The sequence below is a fragment of the Clostridium sp. FP1 genome (genome assembly GCF_011065975.2).
Lineage (GTDB): Bacteria > Bacillota > Clostridia > Clostridiales > Clostridiaceae > Clostridium_AD > Clostridium_AD tagluense.
This window is the reverse complement of sequence record NZ_JAAMNJ020000001.1, coordinates 2492188-2511744: the sequence shown is the minus strand read 5'-3', so window position 1 is coordinate 2511744 and position 19557 is coordinate 2492188. Positions and strand designations below refer to the sequence as shown.

General features: G+C 30.3%; 18 protein-coding genes and 2 other annotated features. Of the genes, 6 read left to right on the top strand and 12 right to left on the bottom strand.

The genetic code is table 11. The annotated features are described in order from the left end of the window. Window positions 1-166 precede the first annotated feature (166 nt). Entirely contained in the window at window positions 167-1495 is a 1329-nt protein-coding gene (locus G9F70_RS12130) for a sensor histidine kinase (protein ID WP_202017972.1), read from the top strand. A gap of 175 nt (window positions 1496-1670) precedes the next feature. Here the strand turns inward: G9F70_RS12130 and adhE are convergent, their stop codons facing one another. Then, complete coding sequence (gene adhE, locus G9F70_RS12125; protein WP_164946380.1) at window positions 1671-4253, bottom strand: bifunctional acetaldehyde-CoA/alcohol dehydrogenase; 2583 nt, start codon at window positions 4251-4253, stop codon at window positions 1671-1673. 445 nt (window positions 4254-4698) lie between these two features. Beyond that, the gene (locus G9F70_RS12120) at window positions 4699-4920 is read right to left on the bottom strand and encodes a YdbC family protein (protein ID WP_164946379.1); all 222 of its coding nucleotides are present in this window, start codon (window positions 4918-4920) and stop codon (window positions 4699-4701) included. A gap of 679 nt (window positions 4921-5599) precedes the next feature. Here G9F70_RS12120 and uvsE point away from each other — a divergent pair. Continuing rightward, window positions 5600-6562, top strand: a complete 963-nt coding sequence (gene uvsE / locus G9F70_RS12115) for a UV DNA damage repair endonuclease UvsE (RefSeq protein ID WP_164946378.1) — start codon at window positions 5600-5602, stop codon at window positions 6560-6562. A 156-nt stretch (window positions 6563-6718) separates the two neighbouring features. Here the strand turns inward: uvsE and G9F70_RS12110 are convergent, their stop codons facing one another. Then, window positions 6719-8737: a methyl-accepting chemotaxis protein gene (locus tag G9F70_RS12110; RefSeq protein WP_164946377.1), complete on the bottom strand. Its 2019-nt coding sequence runs from the start codon at window positions 8735-8737 to the stop codon at window positions 6719-6721. 164 nt (window positions 8738-8901) lie between these two features. Further along, window positions 8902-10125: a tyrosine--tRNA ligase gene (gene tyrS / locus G9F70_RS12105; RefSeq protein ID WP_164946376.1), complete on the bottom strand. Its 1224-nt coding sequence runs from the start codon at window positions 10123-10125 to the stop codon at window positions 8902-8904. A 61-nt stretch (window positions 10126-10186) separates the two neighbouring features. After that, window positions 10187-10465, bottom strand: a binding site (T-box leader). Between the two features lie 403 nt (window positions 10466-10868). On the opposite strand from tyrS, the gene G9F70_RS12100 reads away from it, so the two are divergent. After that, complete coding sequence (locus G9F70_RS12100) at window positions 10869-12125, top strand: ammonium transporter (protein WP_164946375.1); 1257 nt, start codon at window positions 10869-10871, stop codon at window positions 12123-12125. Window positions 12126-12242: 117 nt separating this feature from the next. Here G9F70_RS12100 and G9F70_RS12095 read toward each other — a convergent pair whose 3' ends face one another. Next, window positions 12243-12662: a hypothetical protein gene (locus G9F70_RS12095; RefSeq protein ID WP_164946374.1), complete on the bottom strand. Its 420-nt coding sequence runs from the start codon at window positions 12660-12662 to the stop codon at window positions 12243-12245. A gap of 239 nt (window positions 12663-12901) precedes the next feature. Next, entirely contained in the window at window positions 12902-13174 is a 273-nt protein-coding gene (locus G9F70_RS12090) for a hypothetical protein (protein ID WP_164946373.1), read from the bottom strand. A 42-nt stretch (window positions 13175-13216) separates the two neighbouring features. Between G9F70_RS12090 and G9F70_RS12085 the strand changes: the two genes are divergently transcribed. The 3 genes from G9F70_RS12085 (at window position 13217) to G9F70_RS12075 (ending at window position 15168) form a co-directional block, all read left to right on the top strand. Next, the gene (locus G9F70_RS12085) at window positions 13217-13801 is read left to right on the top strand and encodes a hypothetical protein (protein ID WP_224617541.1); all 585 of its coding nucleotides are present in this window, start codon (window positions 13217-13219) and stop codon (window positions 13799-13801) included. A 90-nt stretch (window positions 13802-13891) separates the two neighbouring features. Continuing rightward, window positions 13892-14140: a binding site (T-box leader), on the top strand. A gap of 134 nt (window positions 14141-14274) precedes the next feature. Continuing rightward, entirely contained in the window at window positions 14275-14787 is a 513-nt protein-coding gene (locus G9F70_RS12080; protein WP_164946371.1) for a tryptophan transporter, read from the top strand. A 93-nt stretch (window positions 14788-14880) separates the two neighbouring features. Next, window positions 14881-15168 (top strand): ABC transporter substrate-binding protein, encoded by a 288-nt coding sequence (locus tag G9F70_RS12075; RefSeq protein ID WP_164946370.1) that lies wholly within the window; start codon window positions 14881-14883, stop codon window positions 15166-15168. A 150-nt stretch (window positions 15169-15318) separates the two neighbouring features. On the opposite strand, the gene G9F70_RS12070 is transcribed toward G9F70_RS12075, so the two are convergent. The 6 genes from G9F70_RS12070 to G9F70_RS27305 all read right to left on the bottom strand — a co-directional run bounded on the left by G9F70_RS12070 (window position 15319) and on the right by G9F70_RS27305 (window position 19529). Further along, window positions 15319-17316 carry a methyl-accepting chemotaxis protein gene (locus G9F70_RS12070; RefSeq protein WP_164946369.1) on the bottom strand — a complete coding sequence of 666 codons (1998 nt, stop codon included), beginning with the start codon at window positions 17314-17316 and terminating at the stop codon, window positions 15319-15321. Between the two features lie 391 nt (window positions 17317-17707). Further along, the gene (locus G9F70_RS12065) at window positions 17708-17848 is read right to left on the bottom strand and encodes a hypothetical protein (RefSeq protein ID WP_164946368.1); all 141 of its coding nucleotides are present in this window, start codon (window positions 17846-17848) and stop codon (window positions 17708-17710) included. Between the two features lie 168 nt (window positions 17849-18016). Next, complete coding sequence (locus tag G9F70_RS27495) at window positions 18017-18085, bottom strand: hypothetical protein (RefSeq protein WP_411956018.1); 69 nt, start codon at window positions 18083-18085, stop codon at window positions 18017-18019. Beyond that, window positions 18061-18354: a hypothetical protein gene (locus G9F70_RS27010; RefSeq protein ID WP_263484307.1), complete on the bottom strand. Its 294-nt coding sequence runs from the start codon at window positions 18352-18354 to the stop codon at window positions 18061-18063. The genes G9F70_RS27495 and G9F70_RS27010 overlap by 25 nt, the downstream gene beginning before the upstream one ends. A gap of 51 nt (window positions 18355-18405) precedes the next feature. Then, window positions 18406-18855 carry a MarR family winged helix-turn-helix transcriptional regulator gene (locus tag G9F70_RS12055; protein ID WP_202882647.1) on the bottom strand — a complete coding sequence of 150 codons (450 nt, stop codon included), beginning with the start codon at window positions 18853-18855 and terminating at the stop codon, window positions 18406-18408. Between the two features lie 53 nt (window positions 18856-18908). Next, entirely contained in the window at window positions 18909-19529 is a 621-nt protein-coding gene (locus tag G9F70_RS27305; protein ID WP_318011015.1) for an FAD-dependent oxidoreductase, read from the bottom strand. Window positions 19530-19557: the final 28 nt, after the last annotated feature.

Here is a 19557-nt window from a genome sequence, read left to right as displayed (position 1 = left end):
TTTAAAATTTTTCTCTAAGTTTATGTTACAATACTTTCGTTTTCTTTCGCAATGCTTGCGATTTCTCTACAAGGCAATATCAATCATATTGAGTTTTATACCAAAGTTATTAAAGCAATTAATTTACAAAATTCATAAAAGATTAAGATTTTCCATTAGTTTTAAAATGACTGCAGTATACACACTTATTTTTTCTACTACACTGCTTCTATTAAGCGTTGCTTTAATTATAGGCTTTAGATTTTTTCTACTACATGAAGTTCAGGGTGAACTTACTAGATACAGTTCAGTAGCTGTTAATTATGCTAAATTAGACAAAGATCTTCAAAGCTTTAATATTAATATTTTTTCTAATATAGAGTACATAACCTTTAATGTTTTTGATAAAAGTGAAAATCTTGTTTATTCTACCCAAAAGAATAAAAACGAGATATATTTCCATAAAGATGCCTCAACTTACCCTGTTATTAATGAAATAAACCAACAACTTGTTTTTATTACTACTAAACTCGATCAAAATAATAAAATCTTTTATCTTCAGCTTTCTAAAGACCTTAAAAAGGAAAATGAATATTGGGGCATTTTTTCTTTAATTATTTTTTTCGTAAATATATTCTCTTTAATGTTTACCTTAGGTGTGGGTTCTAAAGCCAGTAAGAAAATGCTTCTACCTATAAAAGACATGACAAAAACCACAAAAGCTATTTCAATTAATGCTTTAGAAACCAGATTGAATGTTAGTGTTTCCCAGGATGAGCTAAAAGATTTAGCTGAAACTATTAATAAAATGTTAGATGGTATTCAAACTTCCTATGAACAGCAAAACCAATTTGTATCAGATGCTTCTCATGAGCTTCGAACACCAATAGCTGTAATTCAAGGCTATGCAAATATGCTGTACCGCTGGGGAAAAGATGATAAAGAAGTATTAGAGGAATCTATAACTGCTATAAGGAGTGAAGCCTGCGATATGCAGCAGTTAGTAGAAAAACTTTTATTTCTTGCAAGAAGTGATAAGAACACTCAAAAAATCGAAAAAACTAGTTTTTATATTAATGAATTAGTAGATGAAATTATAAAGGAAACAAAACTAATTGATGCTTTACATGAAATTAAAACTGATGTAAATCAGCAAGTTTCTGTTTATGCAGATAAAAAATTACTTAAGCAAGCATTAAGAGTTTTTATAGATAATAGCATAAAGTACACCCCTAGCGGTGGACGTATTGTGTTAAATAGTTATATTAAAAAGAAGAATCTAATTCTTGAAATTATAGATACAGGAATAGGTATTTCTAAAGAAGATCTTCCCCATATTTTCAATAGATTTTATAGATGTGATAAGTCAAGAACAAAAGAAAGTGGTGGAACCGGACTTGGTTTATCTATAGCAAAATGGATTATTGGCAGGCATAACGGCTCCATTATAGTTGAAAGCAGACCTGAAATTGGAACAACCATAAGGATTGGACTTCCTATGGAAAATAAACTATAATCATATTTTTGAAATTAGGATCTTTTCTTATATATACTTTTCGTTATAGCATAATATAAGAAAAACGCTGAATAATTCAAAAGCATCATTGCATTTTCATGCAATGATGCTTTTTTGTATATAAGTTGAATAAACTTCTCAAGGATAAATTTTAAAGTTTATCAAATTAACTGATTTATTTTTCAAAAACATTTATATACATTTGCTTAAGTTCACTGATTAATGGATATCTTGGATTCGCACCTGTACATTGGTCATCAAAAGCTTGCTCACTCATATGGTCTAATGTAGCATAGAATTTCACTTTAGACACTCCTGCTTCACTTATTGTCATAGGAATGTTAATCTTAGCTTTTAGTTCATCAATAGCTTTAATTAATAATTCTATTTTTTCATCTTCTGTGTTTCCACCTAATTGTAAATAGTCAGCAATTCTTGTATATCTCCACTTAGCATTTGGATATTTATATTGTGGGAATGCTGCTTGTTTTGTTGGGTTATTTACAGCGTTGAATCTTATAACCTCATTGATTAATAATGCATTAGCAATGCCGTGTGGTACATGATGCTCTGCTCCTAATTTGTGTGCCATTGAGTGACATACTCCTAGGAAAGAATTAGCAAATGCCATACCAGCCATTGTTGAAGCATGAGCCATTTTTTCTCTTGCTTTTATATTAGTGGTACCCTCATTGTAAGCTTGTGGTAAATACTTAAATATTAATCTCATTGATTCTAAAGCAAGTCCATTAGTATATTCTGAAGCAAGTACTGATACATAAGCTTCTATAGCATGAGTTAAAGCATCTATACCGGAAGCTGCTGTAAGTCCCTTTGGCATATTCATCATAAGCTCTGCATCTACTATAGCCATATCTGGAGTTAACTCATAATCAGCTAATGGATATTTAACTCCTGTTTTTTCATCAGTAATTACTGCAAATGGAGTAACTTCTGAACCTGTACCTGCTGAAGTTGGCACAGAAATCATCATAGCTTTTTCACCCATCTTAGGGAATGGATATACTCTCTTTCTAATATCCATAAATCTCATAGCTAAATCTTCAAATCTTACTTCTGGATGCTCATACATTACCCACATGATTTTTGCTGCATCCATTGGCGATCCACCACCAAGTGCTATAATTGTATCTGGCTTAAATATTGCCATTTCTTCAGCACCTTTTTTTGCTATAGCAATGGTTGGATCTGGTTCTACGTCATAGAATATCTTATACTCTACTCCAATTTCTTCCAAAACATGAGTAACTTTATCTACATATCCTAGGTCATAAAGAATCTTATCAGTTACTATAAATGCTTTCTTCTTGTTCATATCCTTTAATTCTTTTAAAGCTACTCCTAGGCTACCATATTTAAAATAAATTTTTTCTGGAACTCTAAACCAAAGCATATTTTCTCTCCTCTCAGCTACACTCTTCACATTTAATAAATGCTTAACTCCAACGTTTTCTGATACGGAGTTTCCACCCCATGAACCGCACCCTAGTGTTAATGAAGGAGCTAGCTTAAAGTTGTATAAATCTCCTATAGCTCCTTGAGCTGCTGGCATATTTACTATAACTCTCCCTGTTTTCATGGTTGCACCAAACTTAGCTATTCTATCTGTAGACTTAGTTCTGTGAGTGTACAATGATGATGTATGACCAAAGCCACCAAGTTCAACAAGTCTTTCTGCCTTTTCTAGTGCTTCATCGAAAGTTTTAACCTTATACATAGCAAGTACTGGAGATAATTTTTCGTGTGAAAATGCTTCTTCAAGTTCTACAGATTCAACTTCTCCTATAATAACCTTTGTTTCTTCTGGAACTTTAACTCCTGCCATTTCTGCTATCTTAAAGGCAGATTGACCTACTATATTTGCATTTAATGATCCATTAGTTAAAATTATTTTCCTTACTTTATCTACTTCTGCTTTTTTAAGAATATAAGCTCCTCTTTCAGAAAATTCTTTCCTAACTTCATCATATATTTCTTCCATAACTAATACTGATTGCTCTGAAGCACATATTACTCCGTTGTCAAAGCTCTTAGAAAGTAAAATTGAATTTACAGCCATTTTAATTTCTGCTGTTTCATCAATAATTGCAGGTGTATTTCCTGCACCAACTCCAATAGCTGGTTTTCCTGATGAATAAGCAGCTTTAACCATTCCTGGTCCACCTGTTGCAAGTATTATATCTGCTTCTCTCATAACAATCTGCGAAAGTTCTACCGAAGGTTCATCTATCCAGGCTATTATACCTTTTGGTGCGCCAGCTTTAACTGCAGCATCTAGTATTATTTTAGCTGCTGCAATAGTAGACTTTTTCCCTCTTGGATGTGGAGAAAAAATGATACCATTTCTAGTTTTTAATGATATAAGAGCTTTAAATATTGCTGTAGATGTTGGATTTGTAGTTGGCACAATAGCTGCTACAACTCCTATTGGTTCTGCAATTTTTGTAATACCAAAGGATTTATCTGTATCGATAATTCCACAAGTTTTTTCATCTTTATATTGATTATATATATATTCTGAAGCAAAATGGTTTTTTATAACCTTGTCTTCTACAATTCCCATACCTGTTTCTTCCACTGCCATCTTTGCTAAATCAATTCTTGAATTATTTGCAGCCATTGCTGCTTGTCTAAATATTTCATCTACCTGTTCTTGAGTATAAGTAGAAAACTCCTTTTGAGCATTTCTAACCTCTTTTATTCTAATCATTAATTCTTCTACGTTTGTTACTTTCATATGCTACACCTCTTTCATAATAATAGATTACATTAATGGTCAACTTTGCATAATAATATTTTATTTATTGATTTGAAGTAATTTTTTATTTAATATTTAAAACATTTTTTTATTTTGAATGTTTGCTCCTTGTTTATGTGTTAATTATATCACAATGTTTTTATAATTGTAAACATTTATTTTATTATTTTTATCATATTTCATTATTCATTAGCAATCATTAGATGGTTGCAAACCTTTACATATAGGCAAATACAAGCTTGTTTGCATCATTTTTTTTATCTGCCTTTTATCATTATTAATACAAAACAAGGATGAAAGTATGTTATTTTTTAAACGATATAGCTTTTATGTTTACTTTCAGATAGGACGTTGCAATTTTCCATATAAAAAAACAAGGGATGGCAAAATTACCATACCTTGTTTCCATGTAACTTAATACTTGTTACAAATTTATCTTATTAAGCAATGCTTTAAGTTTTATAAGCTCTTCTTTAGATAAGGTAACCCCTTTTCCCATTTTTTCATGTTCTGGAGACCAATCTCTAATATCGTATTTTGCCTCTTTATCATTCCAGCTTATAAGATTTAATTCTTTTCTCCATGTTTTACCAGATTCTGATAATTCTCCTAATGTTTCTTTTATTTCGTATTTTATATCTGCCATGTTATACCTCCACTAATAATTTTAACTACTACATTAATATTATATGATTTTCACATAAAAAGCTATAATTTAGATATTTTATAGCAATAAAGCCTTTTTACATTCTATATTTCATATTTTGCAATGATTCTATTGAAATTATAGAAATATTTATTTGATTATTTGTATATTATTTTACACACACTATAGTTATGTGATATGATTAAACAAGGGTTTATTCTAACATCTATTCAAGTATTATATTTATTTAGTAAGATGTTTTTAACAAACATTTTAAATATTGTTATAGCTTTTATTATATAGCGATTTATAAGTAACTCTTTTATTAGTAATTTTTATGCCATGACTTAAAATATTTCCTACAATGTTTATAAGTTAACTTCATTATGGGGAGTATTATAAAAATATACTTATTAAAGGATATTAAAATTTCAATATGATTGAGCAATAATTAGAATATATTAAAGAATATCAGTTAGTAGAAATGTTTTAACGTCATTTCAGAAGGAGTTCCCCCTATCTTCCATGAGTGAGCCTATTACTCTAAAAAGGATAAAACTTTAGGTGGAATATATCATTCATTCTGAAGTCGTTAATGTTGCAGCTTTGAAAATAAAAAAGCTTGCGCAAATGATGATTTAATTTATTGGTATAACTATATTATATGAGGAGTGATATTATGCAAATAAGATTAGGCTACGTGGCTACTGCTTTAAAAGCAGCAAAAATAACTTCTGCTAGCACAGTAACTTTTTCTACATATACGAAACAATCGACGGACAGAGATAAACTTGAAAAACTACAAAAGGTAGCGGTATCAAACGTCAATGATTTGTATAAAATTCTAGAATACACTGTAAAAAACGATGTTCACTTTTATAGGATAACTTCCGCTTTAATACCTCTAGCAACTCATCCTGAAGTTACAGATTGGGAGTTCAGAAGAATTTTAAAAATGGATTTTGATTGGCTTGGAAATTATATAAACAATAATAATTTAAGAGTTGATACTCATCCTGATGAATCTAATGTTATAAATAGTTCTAAGGAAGAAGTAATAAAATCTACTGAAAAGAATCTTATGTTCCATGCAAATCTTTTCCAAGATATTAATTATCCTTTAGGAAAAATGATATTACACATTGGAGGTAAAGAAGGTGGCAAACTTGCTGCTACGGAAAGATTCTTTAAGAATTATAATAATCTGCCAAAAGAAATAACAAAATCAGTAGTGTTTGAAAATGATGACAAAAGCTTTACTACAAAAGAAGTATTAAACATATGCAAGGAAATAAATGTACCTATGGTGCTAGATGTACATCATCATAACTGCAACAACGGTGGCGATGACCTAGAACCTATGTTAAAAGATATATTCTCCACTTGGGAAAACGAACTTCTACCAGTAAAAGTACATTTTTCGAGCCCAAAAACTGGAGAAAAAGATAAAAAGCATGCTGATAACATTGATCCAGAAGCTTTCATCGAGTTTATTGAAAAGTGTATTCCACTAGGAATTGACTTAGATATAATGCTAGAGGCAAAACTAGCTGATTTGGCATTATTCAAACTTGTAGATGATGTTAAAACTTTAAAGCCTGAATGGACTTGGCTTGATACTAGTACTTTAGAATTTAATTAAACTTTATTATATAAATAAAAGGCTCAAAGAATTTTTATATTCTTTGAGCCTTTTATTTATATTAATTTATTCTACTTGTTTAAGTAATTCAATATTTTTCCCATAATTGAATTTAAATTTACTTGTTTTAAATCTGAAACTGTAACAATACTATTTCTAAATTTTAAATTTGTTAGTACTCTCTCTTAAATCATCTGCTAAACAATTCAGGTTTTCTGCTGCTTTAACTACTTCTTGAATTCCTGCTAATTGCTCATGTGAAGATGCACTTACTTCTTGCGTAGTGGCAGCTGCTTCCTCTACTACTGAAGCTACATTTCCAAGTTTATCTCTTAAAATATCCTTATATTGGTTAATGTTTTGCAATGAACTATTTACATCCACCATATTGCACTCTAGTAATTCTATGGATTTTTTAATTTTGATAAATGTTTCATTTGTTACTTCTACGCTTTTATTAGTTTTATCATTTAATTCTGTAGAATACATAATTCCCTGGAGTAATTCATGTACACTTGTACTAATATCAACAATAACTTTATCAATTTCTAAAGCTGAAACAGCAGATTGTTCTGCAAGTTTTCTTACTTCATCTGCAACCACAGCAAAACCTCTTCCTGCTTCTCCTGCTCTTGCAGCTTCAATGCTTGCGTTTAATGCTAATAGATTTGTTTGCTCTGTTATAACTTTTATCTTATCTGTTATATCACTAATTTTATTAGAGTTTTCTACTAATATTTCCACTTTACTCGCTACTGATTTATTTGCCTTTATGTTTTCTGTAAATGCTATCTTTAGGTTATTTACAATTATAAGGCCCTCTTTTGTTGATTGTTTAACTTCTAAAGAAGCACTAATCATATTTTCAGCATTTATAGTTGATTTATCCACTTCTTCACCTAAAGTATTTGCATAGGTAATGCTTTCTTCTAATATTTGAGCCTGTTCATTAGTCCCTTCTGCAATTTGCTGCACAGCCCTTGCTACTTCATCTCCAACAGCATTGGATTGCTCAGTGGTTGCTGCAAGAGATTCTGCTGAATCCTTTACTTTATTTGTGCTATCTACTACATTTCCTAAAACAAATATCATATCTTCCATCATATTATTTACAGAGCGTATAATTTCGTCGACCTCTAAACTTGTATTCATAATTTCAGGAACTTTATTGGTAAAATCACCCTCTTTAACCTTGCCTAATATTTCAATTAAAATACTCATAGGTTTTGTGATTTTTCCTGCAAACCTTTTTCCTACAATAATCACAAACACAAGGGAAACTAATAAAACAATTACAGGCACAGTTAAACCATCTAATATTTTTTTACTTCTTTCTGCCACGGGAATAAATCCTACTGATATTAATCCTGTATTAGTATCAGTAATTTTATATGCCATATAATCTATACCATCAACCTTTATGTTAAAGTAGTTTTGTTTTGAATCCATAATAGTTTTTACCCATTGTTGTTGTTTGGAATTCTTCCCAATAAGTTCATTGTTTTTATGTACAACAATTGTTCCTTTACTATCTATGACAGTAGCATAGCCATCATCCCCTAATTTGATTTTTGCAACTGTTTGAGAAATTGAAGCTAATGCTACATCTAATGCTACTACTCCTACTAAGCTACTCTTATCATCCTTAACAGTCTTCGTAAAAGTCATTATATACTTATCAGTAAAAGAATCTACATATGGATTAGTAACAATTATTTTACCATCATTACTCTCTGCAGCCTTGTACCACTCTCTATTAGTTGGATCATAATTATCTTTAAGCACAACTCTAGGAATAAGATAGGTCTTTTTATCTGTTGTTCCTACATATATACTTAGCACCTGTGGATGAGAATTTTTAAAAACCTCAAAATTCTTCATTAAATTTACAGGATAAGCCCCTTTGCTTTTAAGCATTTTTGTATTAACTTCATTGGAAATCATTTCTACAGATGCATAATTCTCATTGTATAATGCATTGATTGCATCATTAACTCTCTCTACACTTTTAACGGTGGCACCTTCAAACTCTCTGCTTAAATTGTTAGATAAACTATAATATGTGCTTATAGAAATAAGCATAATTGGCAAAAAAGATACCAATATAAGCAATATTGTTATCTGAAAACTCAATTTCGAGCGATTTCTTTTTTCTTTTACAATATTTTTAAACATTTTTACATTTCCCCCTCAATTTATATAATTTACCTTATATTTCGTTCTTTATTGATAAAACTTTAGTTATTTTCAGATAAATGAATTTAAATTTAATTGCTCAAAAATAAAAAATCTCCTTGTAACTTCTTGAAAAAGATAAAAACCACCATAGGTGGTGGCCCTTATTTCACTATAATAATTTTTACAAAATTTCTTTTACCACATTGAATTACATCTCCATCACTTAAATCAAATACATTATCTATGGATATTTTTTCTCCATTTATTTTCACTGCTCCTTGCTGAATTAGACGGCTTGCTTCCCTATTGCTTTTAGCAAAGTCCATATCAGTTATTATTTTTAAAATAGCACTTTGTTTATTCATAGTAGAATTCTTTATAACCTCTATTTCTTTAATGCTCTGTGGAATCTCCTTCTTTTGAAATACTTTTTTAAAATACTCCTGGGCTTCATCAGACGCTACTTTTCCATGATATAATTCAACAATCTCCTTAGAAAGTTTCATCTTTATATCCCTTGGATTAATTTTTTCACTTTCTAATTGTCTCACAATCTCTTGTACTTCATCTGGATGAGTATCTGTTACCAAATCGTAGTATTTTATAATTAGTTCATCTGGAATGGACATAACTTTACTATACATATTATTACAGTTTTCATTTATTCCAATGTAATTTCCAAGACTTTTACTCATCTTTAAGGTTCCATCTGTTCCTTCTAAAAGAGGCATGAATATTGAAACTTGCTTGTCTTCACCATATTCCTTTTGAAGGGTTCTTCCCATTAAAATATTAAACCGTTGATCTGTTCCACCAAGTTCAATATCTGCTTTTATTGCTATGGAATCATATCCTTGCATTAAGGGGTACATAAACTCATGAATTGCAATTGACTGCTGTGCTTTAAATCTATTTTTAAAATCTTCCCTTTCTAGCATCCTAGTTACTGTGTATTTTGATGCTAATTCTATAACATCTTTAAAATTCAATTTTGATAGCCACTCACTATTAAATTTAACCTCCGTTTTATCTGGATCAAGTATTTTAAATATTTGTTTTTTATAAGTTTCAGCATTTATCAATACTTCTTCCCGAGTTAACTCTTTTCTTGTTTTTGATCTTCCTGAAGGATCTCCTATCATCCCAGTAAAATCTCCAATAATTATAATTACCCTATGTCCTAAATCCTGTATTTGTCTCGCTTTTCTTAAAACCACTGTATGTCCTAAATGAATATCTGGTGCGGTAGGGTCTAGTCCAAGCTTAACTATAAGCTGACTGTTACTTTCCCCAGCTTTAATAAGTTTTTGCCTTAGCTCCTCCTTATCAATTATTTCAGTTGTACCTTTGGATATAATTTTAATTTGTTCATCAATATTAATCATTTTAATTCCTCCTATTTTAAAAAATTTCAAAAAAACAAAAAACTCCCGTCCTCTAGAAAATCTAGAGGACGAGAGTAAAATCCCGTGTTACCACCCCAATTTATTAATATGTTGCCACATTAACCTCTTAAAGTACGGCGCAAATAAGCACTTATACTATAGCACTTTAACGGATGCAAGGGTTCCGGCAACAGCCTACTACCACATAAAGGTGAATCTTAAGTGGATTTGGTGTGCAGCTCAGAGATGTATTCATAATACTATTCTTTGCTCCTTCTCAGCTTTGGGAGCTCTCTGTAAAAGAAACTGTTTTACTACTGGTTCTCATCACAGCTTTTATTCTTTAATTTACTTAATATAGAATATGAAATAACATTTTAAATGTTAATAAGAATTATAATACTTGTTTTCAGAAAAAGCAACTATTTTTACATTGTTTTGTTACTATAAATGTAAGTTTACTTTATATGAATTTTATAAAATATAGCAAAAAATATATTTTTAACAATTATATGAAAACAAAGGCTTATCTCCTGAATTGGCTATATTTAAACGTTATCATTGGCTTAAGGCCTCAAATCATACTTTTCTTATAAGTGGAAAAATGTTATTATACCTCAGTAAGACAAAAATGTCCTAATTGCAACATTTTTGTCTTGATTTTTACAAGTTAGAATCCTATAAATCATTTTGCAAAATATACTTGTAGCTTAATAAAAAATACATTTAATGGAGGAAAATTAATGATTGAATTATCCACAAGAAAAAAGGTTAAGAATGCGCCTAAAACTACTGTAAACAAGAGTTTACTAATATTTTTATTGTTGTTTTTTATAGTAGCTGCTCTTATTTTGATACCTAGCATAAATCATAACGTATCAACCAGTATCTCAGCAATTAATGCTGAGAGTAGTACCATGCACCAAACTACCCTAGAAAACAGTACAATTTTTGACACGTTAAAATATGAGCGTTCTATTCATATTTTAGCAATGCTACTTGTTGGTTTTGGTTTTCTTATGGTTTTCATAAGAAATCATGGTTATACTTCAATTACTGCAACATTTCTTGCAGTAAGTATAGCTATCCCAATGTATATGATTATAAAAAGTTTCGGTGGAGAAGGTTTCACTATGTCAACCATAAGCATCGATACACTTCTATTTGCAGAATTTGCTGCTGCAAGTTTGCTTATAGCAATTGGGGCTCCTCTTGGACGTTTAAAAATGGATCAATATATTATAATGGGATTATTGTTCGTACCAGCTTACATATTTAATGAATGGCTTATACTTGAAAGTGGTATGTTTAAGGGTTTCCTTGATACTGGTGGTTCAATTGTTATACATGCTTTTGGTGCGTATTTTGGACTGGGAGTTGTATCAAATACCTTTTCTAAATTTAAAGATGATGCTGCTTGTGAAAATAATCCAAGCTCTAACCAACTTTGTCTACTTGGAAGTATGGTATTATGGCTTTTCTGGCCCTCATTTACAAGTGCTATAGTAGCTCCAGAAAGAGTTGTATTAACTGCAATAAACACAATTTTTGCCTTATGCGGTGCAACACTGGCAACATACATATTCTCAAAAATAATCAGAGGTAAACTTGAGATAGAAGACATAGCAAATGCTGCTCTTGCTGGTGGAGTTGCAATTGGCTCTACTTGTGATAAGACAACACCAGGATATGCTATGCTTATAGGAATTGCTGCAGGAGCGCTTAGTGTAATTGGCTACAGCATTATTGCTCCTAAGGTACAAAGACTTATAAAGGGAACTGATACCTGTGGAATTAATAATTTACATGGAATGCCTGGAATCCTTGGAGGCATAGTAGCAATATTTATAACTGGAAAAGCTGGAACTCAATTACTTGGAATAATTGTTACTGTATGTGTAGCTTTCATATTCGGAAAAATTACTGGTACTATTATAAGCTTGCTTGGCAAAAAAGAAATTCTATATAGTGACGAAGATGAATTTTTCGTTGAGGGATAGAATTAGTTTTAAATAAAACAAAAACTCGCCTCCTCTATAGCATATAGAGGAGGCGAGTAAAATTTAGCATTAAAATTCATATATAGTTAAATATTTGTTACGTGTTATTTTCAGATTCTAACTTTTGTCAATTTTATTCCAGTCCCATTTCCTCTTAGGTTTATCAAATTCTAGTTGCGTTTCCTTCTGAATAGTCTTAAATACTAAATAGGCCAATATAAAACAAACATATCCCAGTATAAGTGCTTTGATAACTCCACTTGTTTGTTCTATTGCTGTTTTTTTTAACATTTGTATCATTTCTTCTGACATACCAGATTGATTTTTTAATGTAAGCAATATTTCTTTTACACCAAAGCTTTCCCATACACTTATTAAAGAGCAAACTAAGGAGACAACCATTAAAAGTATATTACATACATTTTTAAATCCACTTTCACTTCCCTTATAATCTACTAAGAAGTTTTTAATAACAAATATAGCACTAATTACTGCTAAAATTATTCCTAAAATGATTATAATAGTGAATTTCAACATAGAAACACCTCTTTTAAAAGTTAGAATTATATGCACACAGTTTTTATTATACACTGAAAACATATAATCACTATTACATCTTATATTACTACATTTTCCATTTCATTGCCATAGTTATCCAATGGTTTTTCAAAACATTCAATAGTTGCTCTATATATTGCTCTATTAAAATAATCACTATTATATAAATCAAAATTCTCAGTAGAATATCCTATAAGATTTTGTACAATATATACAAGTTATTTTCCGTATAAATCCATGCAAGCCTCTGGTTTAACTCCCGGCCAGGCATTACAGCTTACTACTGTTCTTTGATTGTGTGATTGTAAACACTTTGGCACAGTGTTATACTCATCATCACCAGGGTAAATAACATTTTTATCCACTGTACCATGTGGCATACCTTCTACTGCCTTTATCTGAAGAGAACTTGCACTAGTTAAATATGGATCTGCTGTTAAATCTAAAATTATAGAATGCTCTTTTAAATACCCTATTAGTTCATTAAACAATATATATATACCCTTTTATTTATAACTCCATTTTTTGCAGAAATGATGAATGAGCTAAATCTGATAGAGAATATAAAGAAAAATTACAAAGTTATATTTGGCCTTCATATTCATCCAAATAATTTACCAGAATCTATAGAAAAGCTATGCCCATTCATAGAAAAAAATGAAGATTTAATAGCTAATTACTCTTATGATGAACAAAAAATTATTATAAAGCACTGCTACGAATATATTTCGAAATTAGGAATTGAACCAATTGAAGCTTTCCGGGGAGGATATTTTTCAATAGACGATAATACAGAAAAAATATTAGCAGAGTTAACTCCCATAAAATATGAATCTCACAATATTTACAGACCTCAGTACAAAGTAACCAAAAATATATTAACTTCTTTACCTGTTTACGCCGAAAATGAAAATGAAGAGTTAAGGTTGGAATACTTTAATATTGAAAAGCTTTCAAAAATCCTAAATAAAGGAATCTTGGAAAATAAAAAACTTTTTGGAATAACTCATAGTTACTTGTTAGATCCAAATGATTTTCATTATAAACGCGATAAAATAGAGCTGGATATTCATGAAAGAATGAATCTTTTAATAAGCATTATTAATAAATACAGATAATATTAGTACAAAATTATTACTTTAAAATAAATAGTTTTTTTAATTACTATTTACATTTAATTATTTTAATGCTACAATCACTATTATATTATAAATTCGTAGAACAGGAAGAGTAGTTAAAGCCATGCAATTCCAGAGAGCTGAGGATAGTGTGATCTCAGTATTGATAACTTTAGTGAATGGACCTGCTAGAAGTAACCCGAAATCAAATTTTGAGAGTAGTAGTTACCGGATGCCCACTGTTAAAAGGGCTAGAGCATTTTAGTGCTTGAAGATTAAATATGCACAGTTTTTTGTAGCATAATTTAGGTGGTACAGCGAATATCCTTCGCCCTAATATAGGGCGGGGGTTTTTTTTAGTTTAAATAATAAATTGAAAGGTGGTGTCTAATTTGATGCACTGAAAGATAATTGCTTTTAAAAAGATAACAAAACCAACAAATCTAAATTATTTTGAAAAGGAGCTAATTTTTATGAAAACAAATAAAATTATAATAACTTCACTCTTCCTTGCAATAGGTCTTATATTGCATCAAATTACACCAGGTATATTCTTTGGAATAAAACCAGATTTCTTATTGGTATTTATGATTTTGTCCGTAATCTTAACCAAAGATTTTAAAATTGCCTTTATTACAGGAATAGTGGCAGGTGTTTTATGTGCCTTATCAACCACATTTCCTGGTGGTCAATTGCCTAATATTATAGACAAAATGATAACTTCAATAATTGTATATGCTATATATAAAAACTCCAATGCTAATTCTCCACTTAAATTAACATGTATTTATTTTCTAGGAACTGTAATAAGTGGAAGCGTTTTTCTAGGTTCAGCTCTTATTCTGTTTGGTTTACCAGCACCTTTTTTAATACTCTTTGTATCCATAGTACTTCCTACTTCAGTGCTTAATTCACTTATGGGATTTTTCCTGCATAAGCTTATTATAACCAACCCAGCGATCAAGAGTAAATTCATAAACTATTAAATCATCACCTGTAAAGGTGCAATATTAACTATTAATTTGAGACTTAACATAACACTAGAAAAACCATGTCCTTATTTTTAGGAACTAACTTATATGGATATTGAATCTGGAGAGTTCATGAAAAAAAGTTATAAGGATATATTAGGTGTGGAGTTTAAAATTCAATATGAAGAATGGCCTCTATTTATGAAAAATATAAATGAGGGAAAATATCAAATAAGTCAAGCTGCCTGGGTTGGTGATTACAATTCCCCTCTATCTTATTTAGAAATGTGGACCAGTTCTACTAAAACTTTTAATACAGGTTTTATTAACAAAGAATATGATGAACTTATTTCAAAAGCAAGCATAACTATGAATGCTGCTGAGAGTAATGTATAATCATTTTACTGAATTTGAATTTAAATATGTGGAGATCAGCCCGGCTTTATAAAAATCCAAAGAACCAAGCTCTAATTTAGAGCTTGGTTCTTTGTTTTGAAACATTTAATTATATTTTACTATAATTAAATAATATTAATTATTATTTCTCTATTCTATCTTAAAGATGCCTACTTTATTTTTCAAGTTTTGTGATGCCTCATCAACCTTTGCTGCAAACTCTGCTACCTCTTCACAGGAAGATAACATTTCTTCTGAGGAGGCTGCAATTTGTTCTGAGGAGGCTGAAACTTCTTGTGCTACTGCTGATATATTTTCAATTTTATTTATTACAACTGTTTTAGAATCATCTACCCTTTTTAAGGATACATTGGTTTCTTCCATAAGTGGTGCTATTTCAACTACTGAATTTATAATATTCTCAAAAGATATTATAGTTTCGCTAGCAAGTCCTTCTTGCTTTGTTATAAGTTCATTAACACTAGCAGTAGTATCAATAACGTCATCTGTTTCTTTTGATATTGACTTAACAAGATTTAAAATTTCTTCTGAAGAGTTTTTAGATTCTTCTGCAAGCTTTCTGATTTCATCTGCAACCACTGCAAATCCTCTTCCTTGTTCTCCTGCCCTAGCAGCCTCAATAGCTGCATTCAAAGCCAAAAGATTAGTTTGTTCTGAAACTTCATTTATTACATCAGTTATATTACCGATTTTTGAAACTGTACCTGAAAGTCCTGTAACCTTATTCACCACTACTTCAAAAGAAGCTTTTATCTGCTTTATAGAATTTACAAGACTGTCTATTTGACCTTTACCATTAATTGCCCTCACTTGTGTGTCATTAGCTTTATTGTTTACATTAATAAGTTTATCCTCTACTAATGTTAGTTGTCTTGTAAAATCATTAAGCAAACTAACTACATCTGAAATTTCACTAGCTTGCTCTGAAGCACCTTTTGCCACCTCTTGAATTGCAGATGCAACTTCATTTGCTACATTAGTCATTTGCCTAGATGTGGATGAAAGTGTCACTGCCGATGTTCCCACTTCATTGGATGTATCTTTTACACCCTTTATAGATTCTTTCAAGCTTACTAAAGTTTTATTTAGTTTACCTGACATTTGGGCTATCTCATCTTTTCCTTTTTCATTTACTGTAATTGTAAAGTCCCCTTCAGCTATTTTACTCATAGCTCCTGAAACTTTTTCAATAGGTTTTGAAATGCCTTTTGCTATTATTATAGCTATAGTTGCAGCCATAATAATGGTTAACAAAATTATACACGCCAGCACTATAATAACAAGACTAGCGGTTTTAGTAAGCTCCTTCACTGGTATATTTGCCACAAAAGTCCAACCAAGTTCCTTGTTAGTATCATAGGCTAGCAGTTTATTAACTCCCTTATAGGTGTATTGTCCTATACCTTGCTTATTTTTAAGGATTTCTTTACCTATATCTAGTTTAAGTATATTCTTCTGCAGAATTTCCTTTTCATTTATATGTGCTACGGCCGTTCCGTCACTTTCGATTATGTATATGGTTCCTGTGTCTCCTATCTTAATACCATTTATTATTTTTGATACGCCACTTAATGCTACTGAAGTTAATATAGATCCCCTTACTTCATTATTAGCATCTAAAATAGGTACAGATACTACAACTATATTATTCCCACTAGAAGAACTTTTTAAAACTTTAGAAATTTGCGTTTTTTTTGCTTCTTTCATTCGCACATAATATTCCCTACTACTTAAGCTCTTTCCATCTGTGGTTCCAAGTGCACTAATCATAATTGTTCCATTCTTATCTAAGAGTAGAATATTATCATAAATTCCATATGTTTTCATGGTTGATTTAAATCCATTTACAATTTGATTTTTCATTTGCAAGTCTGTTTTTCCAGTTTGCAAGATATTTAAATAACTATTTATTGATGGGTTATTAGACATATCTTGTCCACTTTTAATTATTAATGATATAGATTCACTAATTGAAGTCATTGCAGATTGTTCCTGCTGCTGTAAACTAGACCTTGCTTCTTTCATACTTGAGTTTTGCATTATTAGCATTATTGTTGCTCCTGCAGTTAATACAGGAATCAACGCAAATGCTATGAACATTGCAATAAACTTACCTCTTAATTTCATTGATGAGTCCCCCTTTTCATAAGTATCATTTTTATTTGAAATACATTTTAATATCTTATTATTTTATAAAAAATTACATTCTTTTACTCGATATCTTTATATTTATATCATATATTAGGTATTATTGTCAAACAATTCTTTATATTTTGTTATTTAAATTTAATTTAATCATTTTTTTAGTTTAAAAATCAAATCACCCACTTTTTATGTGAGGGCAAATTAAATCATCTCCTGGGTCGCTACAATTAACGACTTCAGAAGGAGAATTACCCCCTTGTAGACCTCTGGAGTTTTCCTTTTATTGTAGTATCTGACCCCCACTTATAAAAGTAGGAGGCTATCCTTCTGAAATGTCGTTAAAAAAGATTATATATATATTTATTTAAGAACTTTATTTTTGCTGCGGATAATATTTTTTAAAAGCATCTTCATACCCTTCTGGCTTATGAAATTCTTGAACTTCGCTTATAAAAGTTTTTCCACCTTCCTTTTGTTTTTCTTTTCTTACTTCTTTGTTCTTTTCATTATCCAAAATAAAACCTCCTATTGCATTTTTTCCTCAAAGATGGTATACCATAACTTGTTTAACTAATAGCATTTCCAACATTAGAAAAAACATTCATGAAAAATCAAAAGGACACCCTAGATTGTTATCTTTGGCGTCTTTCTTCACTTTCTAACATACAACAATATTTAAATTTTATTTATAATAAACTTCTCTTAACTTGTTATATCTTTCTCTATTTAGTCCCATATCAGAATATCCAATCCTTGAAGCTGATCTAATTTGAATAAGTCTTTTGCTTTTATCACCATATCCTTTGAATTCTTTAAACTCCCTTTAAAATCTAATGCTTCAACTTTCTTATCTTTTTCTTCTGTTTCAGATGAGACTGCATTTGGTTTGCTTGGCATTTGTGCTAACTTCCCATTATTAACCCCTAGATTCTTTGGAGTTGAATTGTTTTTTACCAACATGTAAATTACAATTACTGCCATTACGCCTATTACTGCACTTAAAATTTTCACGTTAAGCATCTCCTATATCATATTTTAAATTTAACTCGTTACAATTCCATGAGTTCTTTACTAATACCTATAATTCTCAATTTCATCTAATTTTTTCAATAGTTCATCAAATTCCCTCATATACTTCACATATTCATCCATGCTAATTTGTGCTCTACAACTAATTTCTCCGGGAACATTAGAAGCTTCATACTTAAGCTTTTCACCCTTTGAAGTGATATGAATATAAACCTTTCTTTCATCCTCTTCATCCTTAACTCTACATAACTGTCCCTGGCTTTCTAATTTGTTTAGTATAGGAGTCAAAGTTCCTGTTTTCATCTTTAAATTATTACTTATATCTTTAAATGATATCTTTTCATGTTCCCATAGAATTAGCATAACCAAATATTGTGGGTAAGTTAAATTTAAACTATCGAGTATTGGTTTATATAACCTAGTCATAGCCTTAGACACAGAGTATATTTTAAAACAAAGCTGATTACTTAATTTTAAATCATCTATCTCCATAACCTTCACTTCCTTCATGTCTTAATATTGTGGTATTAAATTTATATTTAAAACTATTTTCTCCTAAATAGTTCTACAAAAGGATTGTTTAATATGTTATCTAAATAAACCTTTTTACTTATCTTAAGTAGTATCTCTCCATAAGTAGGATATGGATGTATAACATTTATTATCTTAACAAGACCTTCATCATCTTCTTTTGTTTTTGCCCTATCTAAATTTTTATAATCTTGCTCATATACCCTAATTAAATCACCATACTTTTCTCTAGCTTCCTGCTCTGTTAATCCTGCCCTTGCAAGTTCCGGTTCTGAAAATGTACACCAAGCTACATGTACGTAATCAATCTTCTTCTTTATAGGCAACAATGCATTTTTCACAGCTGTAATTCCTTGCACATTTGCCATATGTGAGAAAAGATATGGACCAGCAACATCCCCTATTGCAAATATACCTTTTGTGCTTGTTTCTAAGTACTGGTTAATCTCTATCGCTTTTTGGTTATATCTAATACTAACTTTTTCTAAGTCTAAACCCTTTATATTAGGAACTCTACCAAAGGATACCAAGATTTTGTCCGCATTTATAATTTCAACGATTCCATCTTTAACTACAGACAAAGAAACTTTGCCATCTTTTTCTGAAACCTTTTCTGCTTTATAGGAAGTATATATCTTAACTCTTTCAATATAAGCTTTCTCT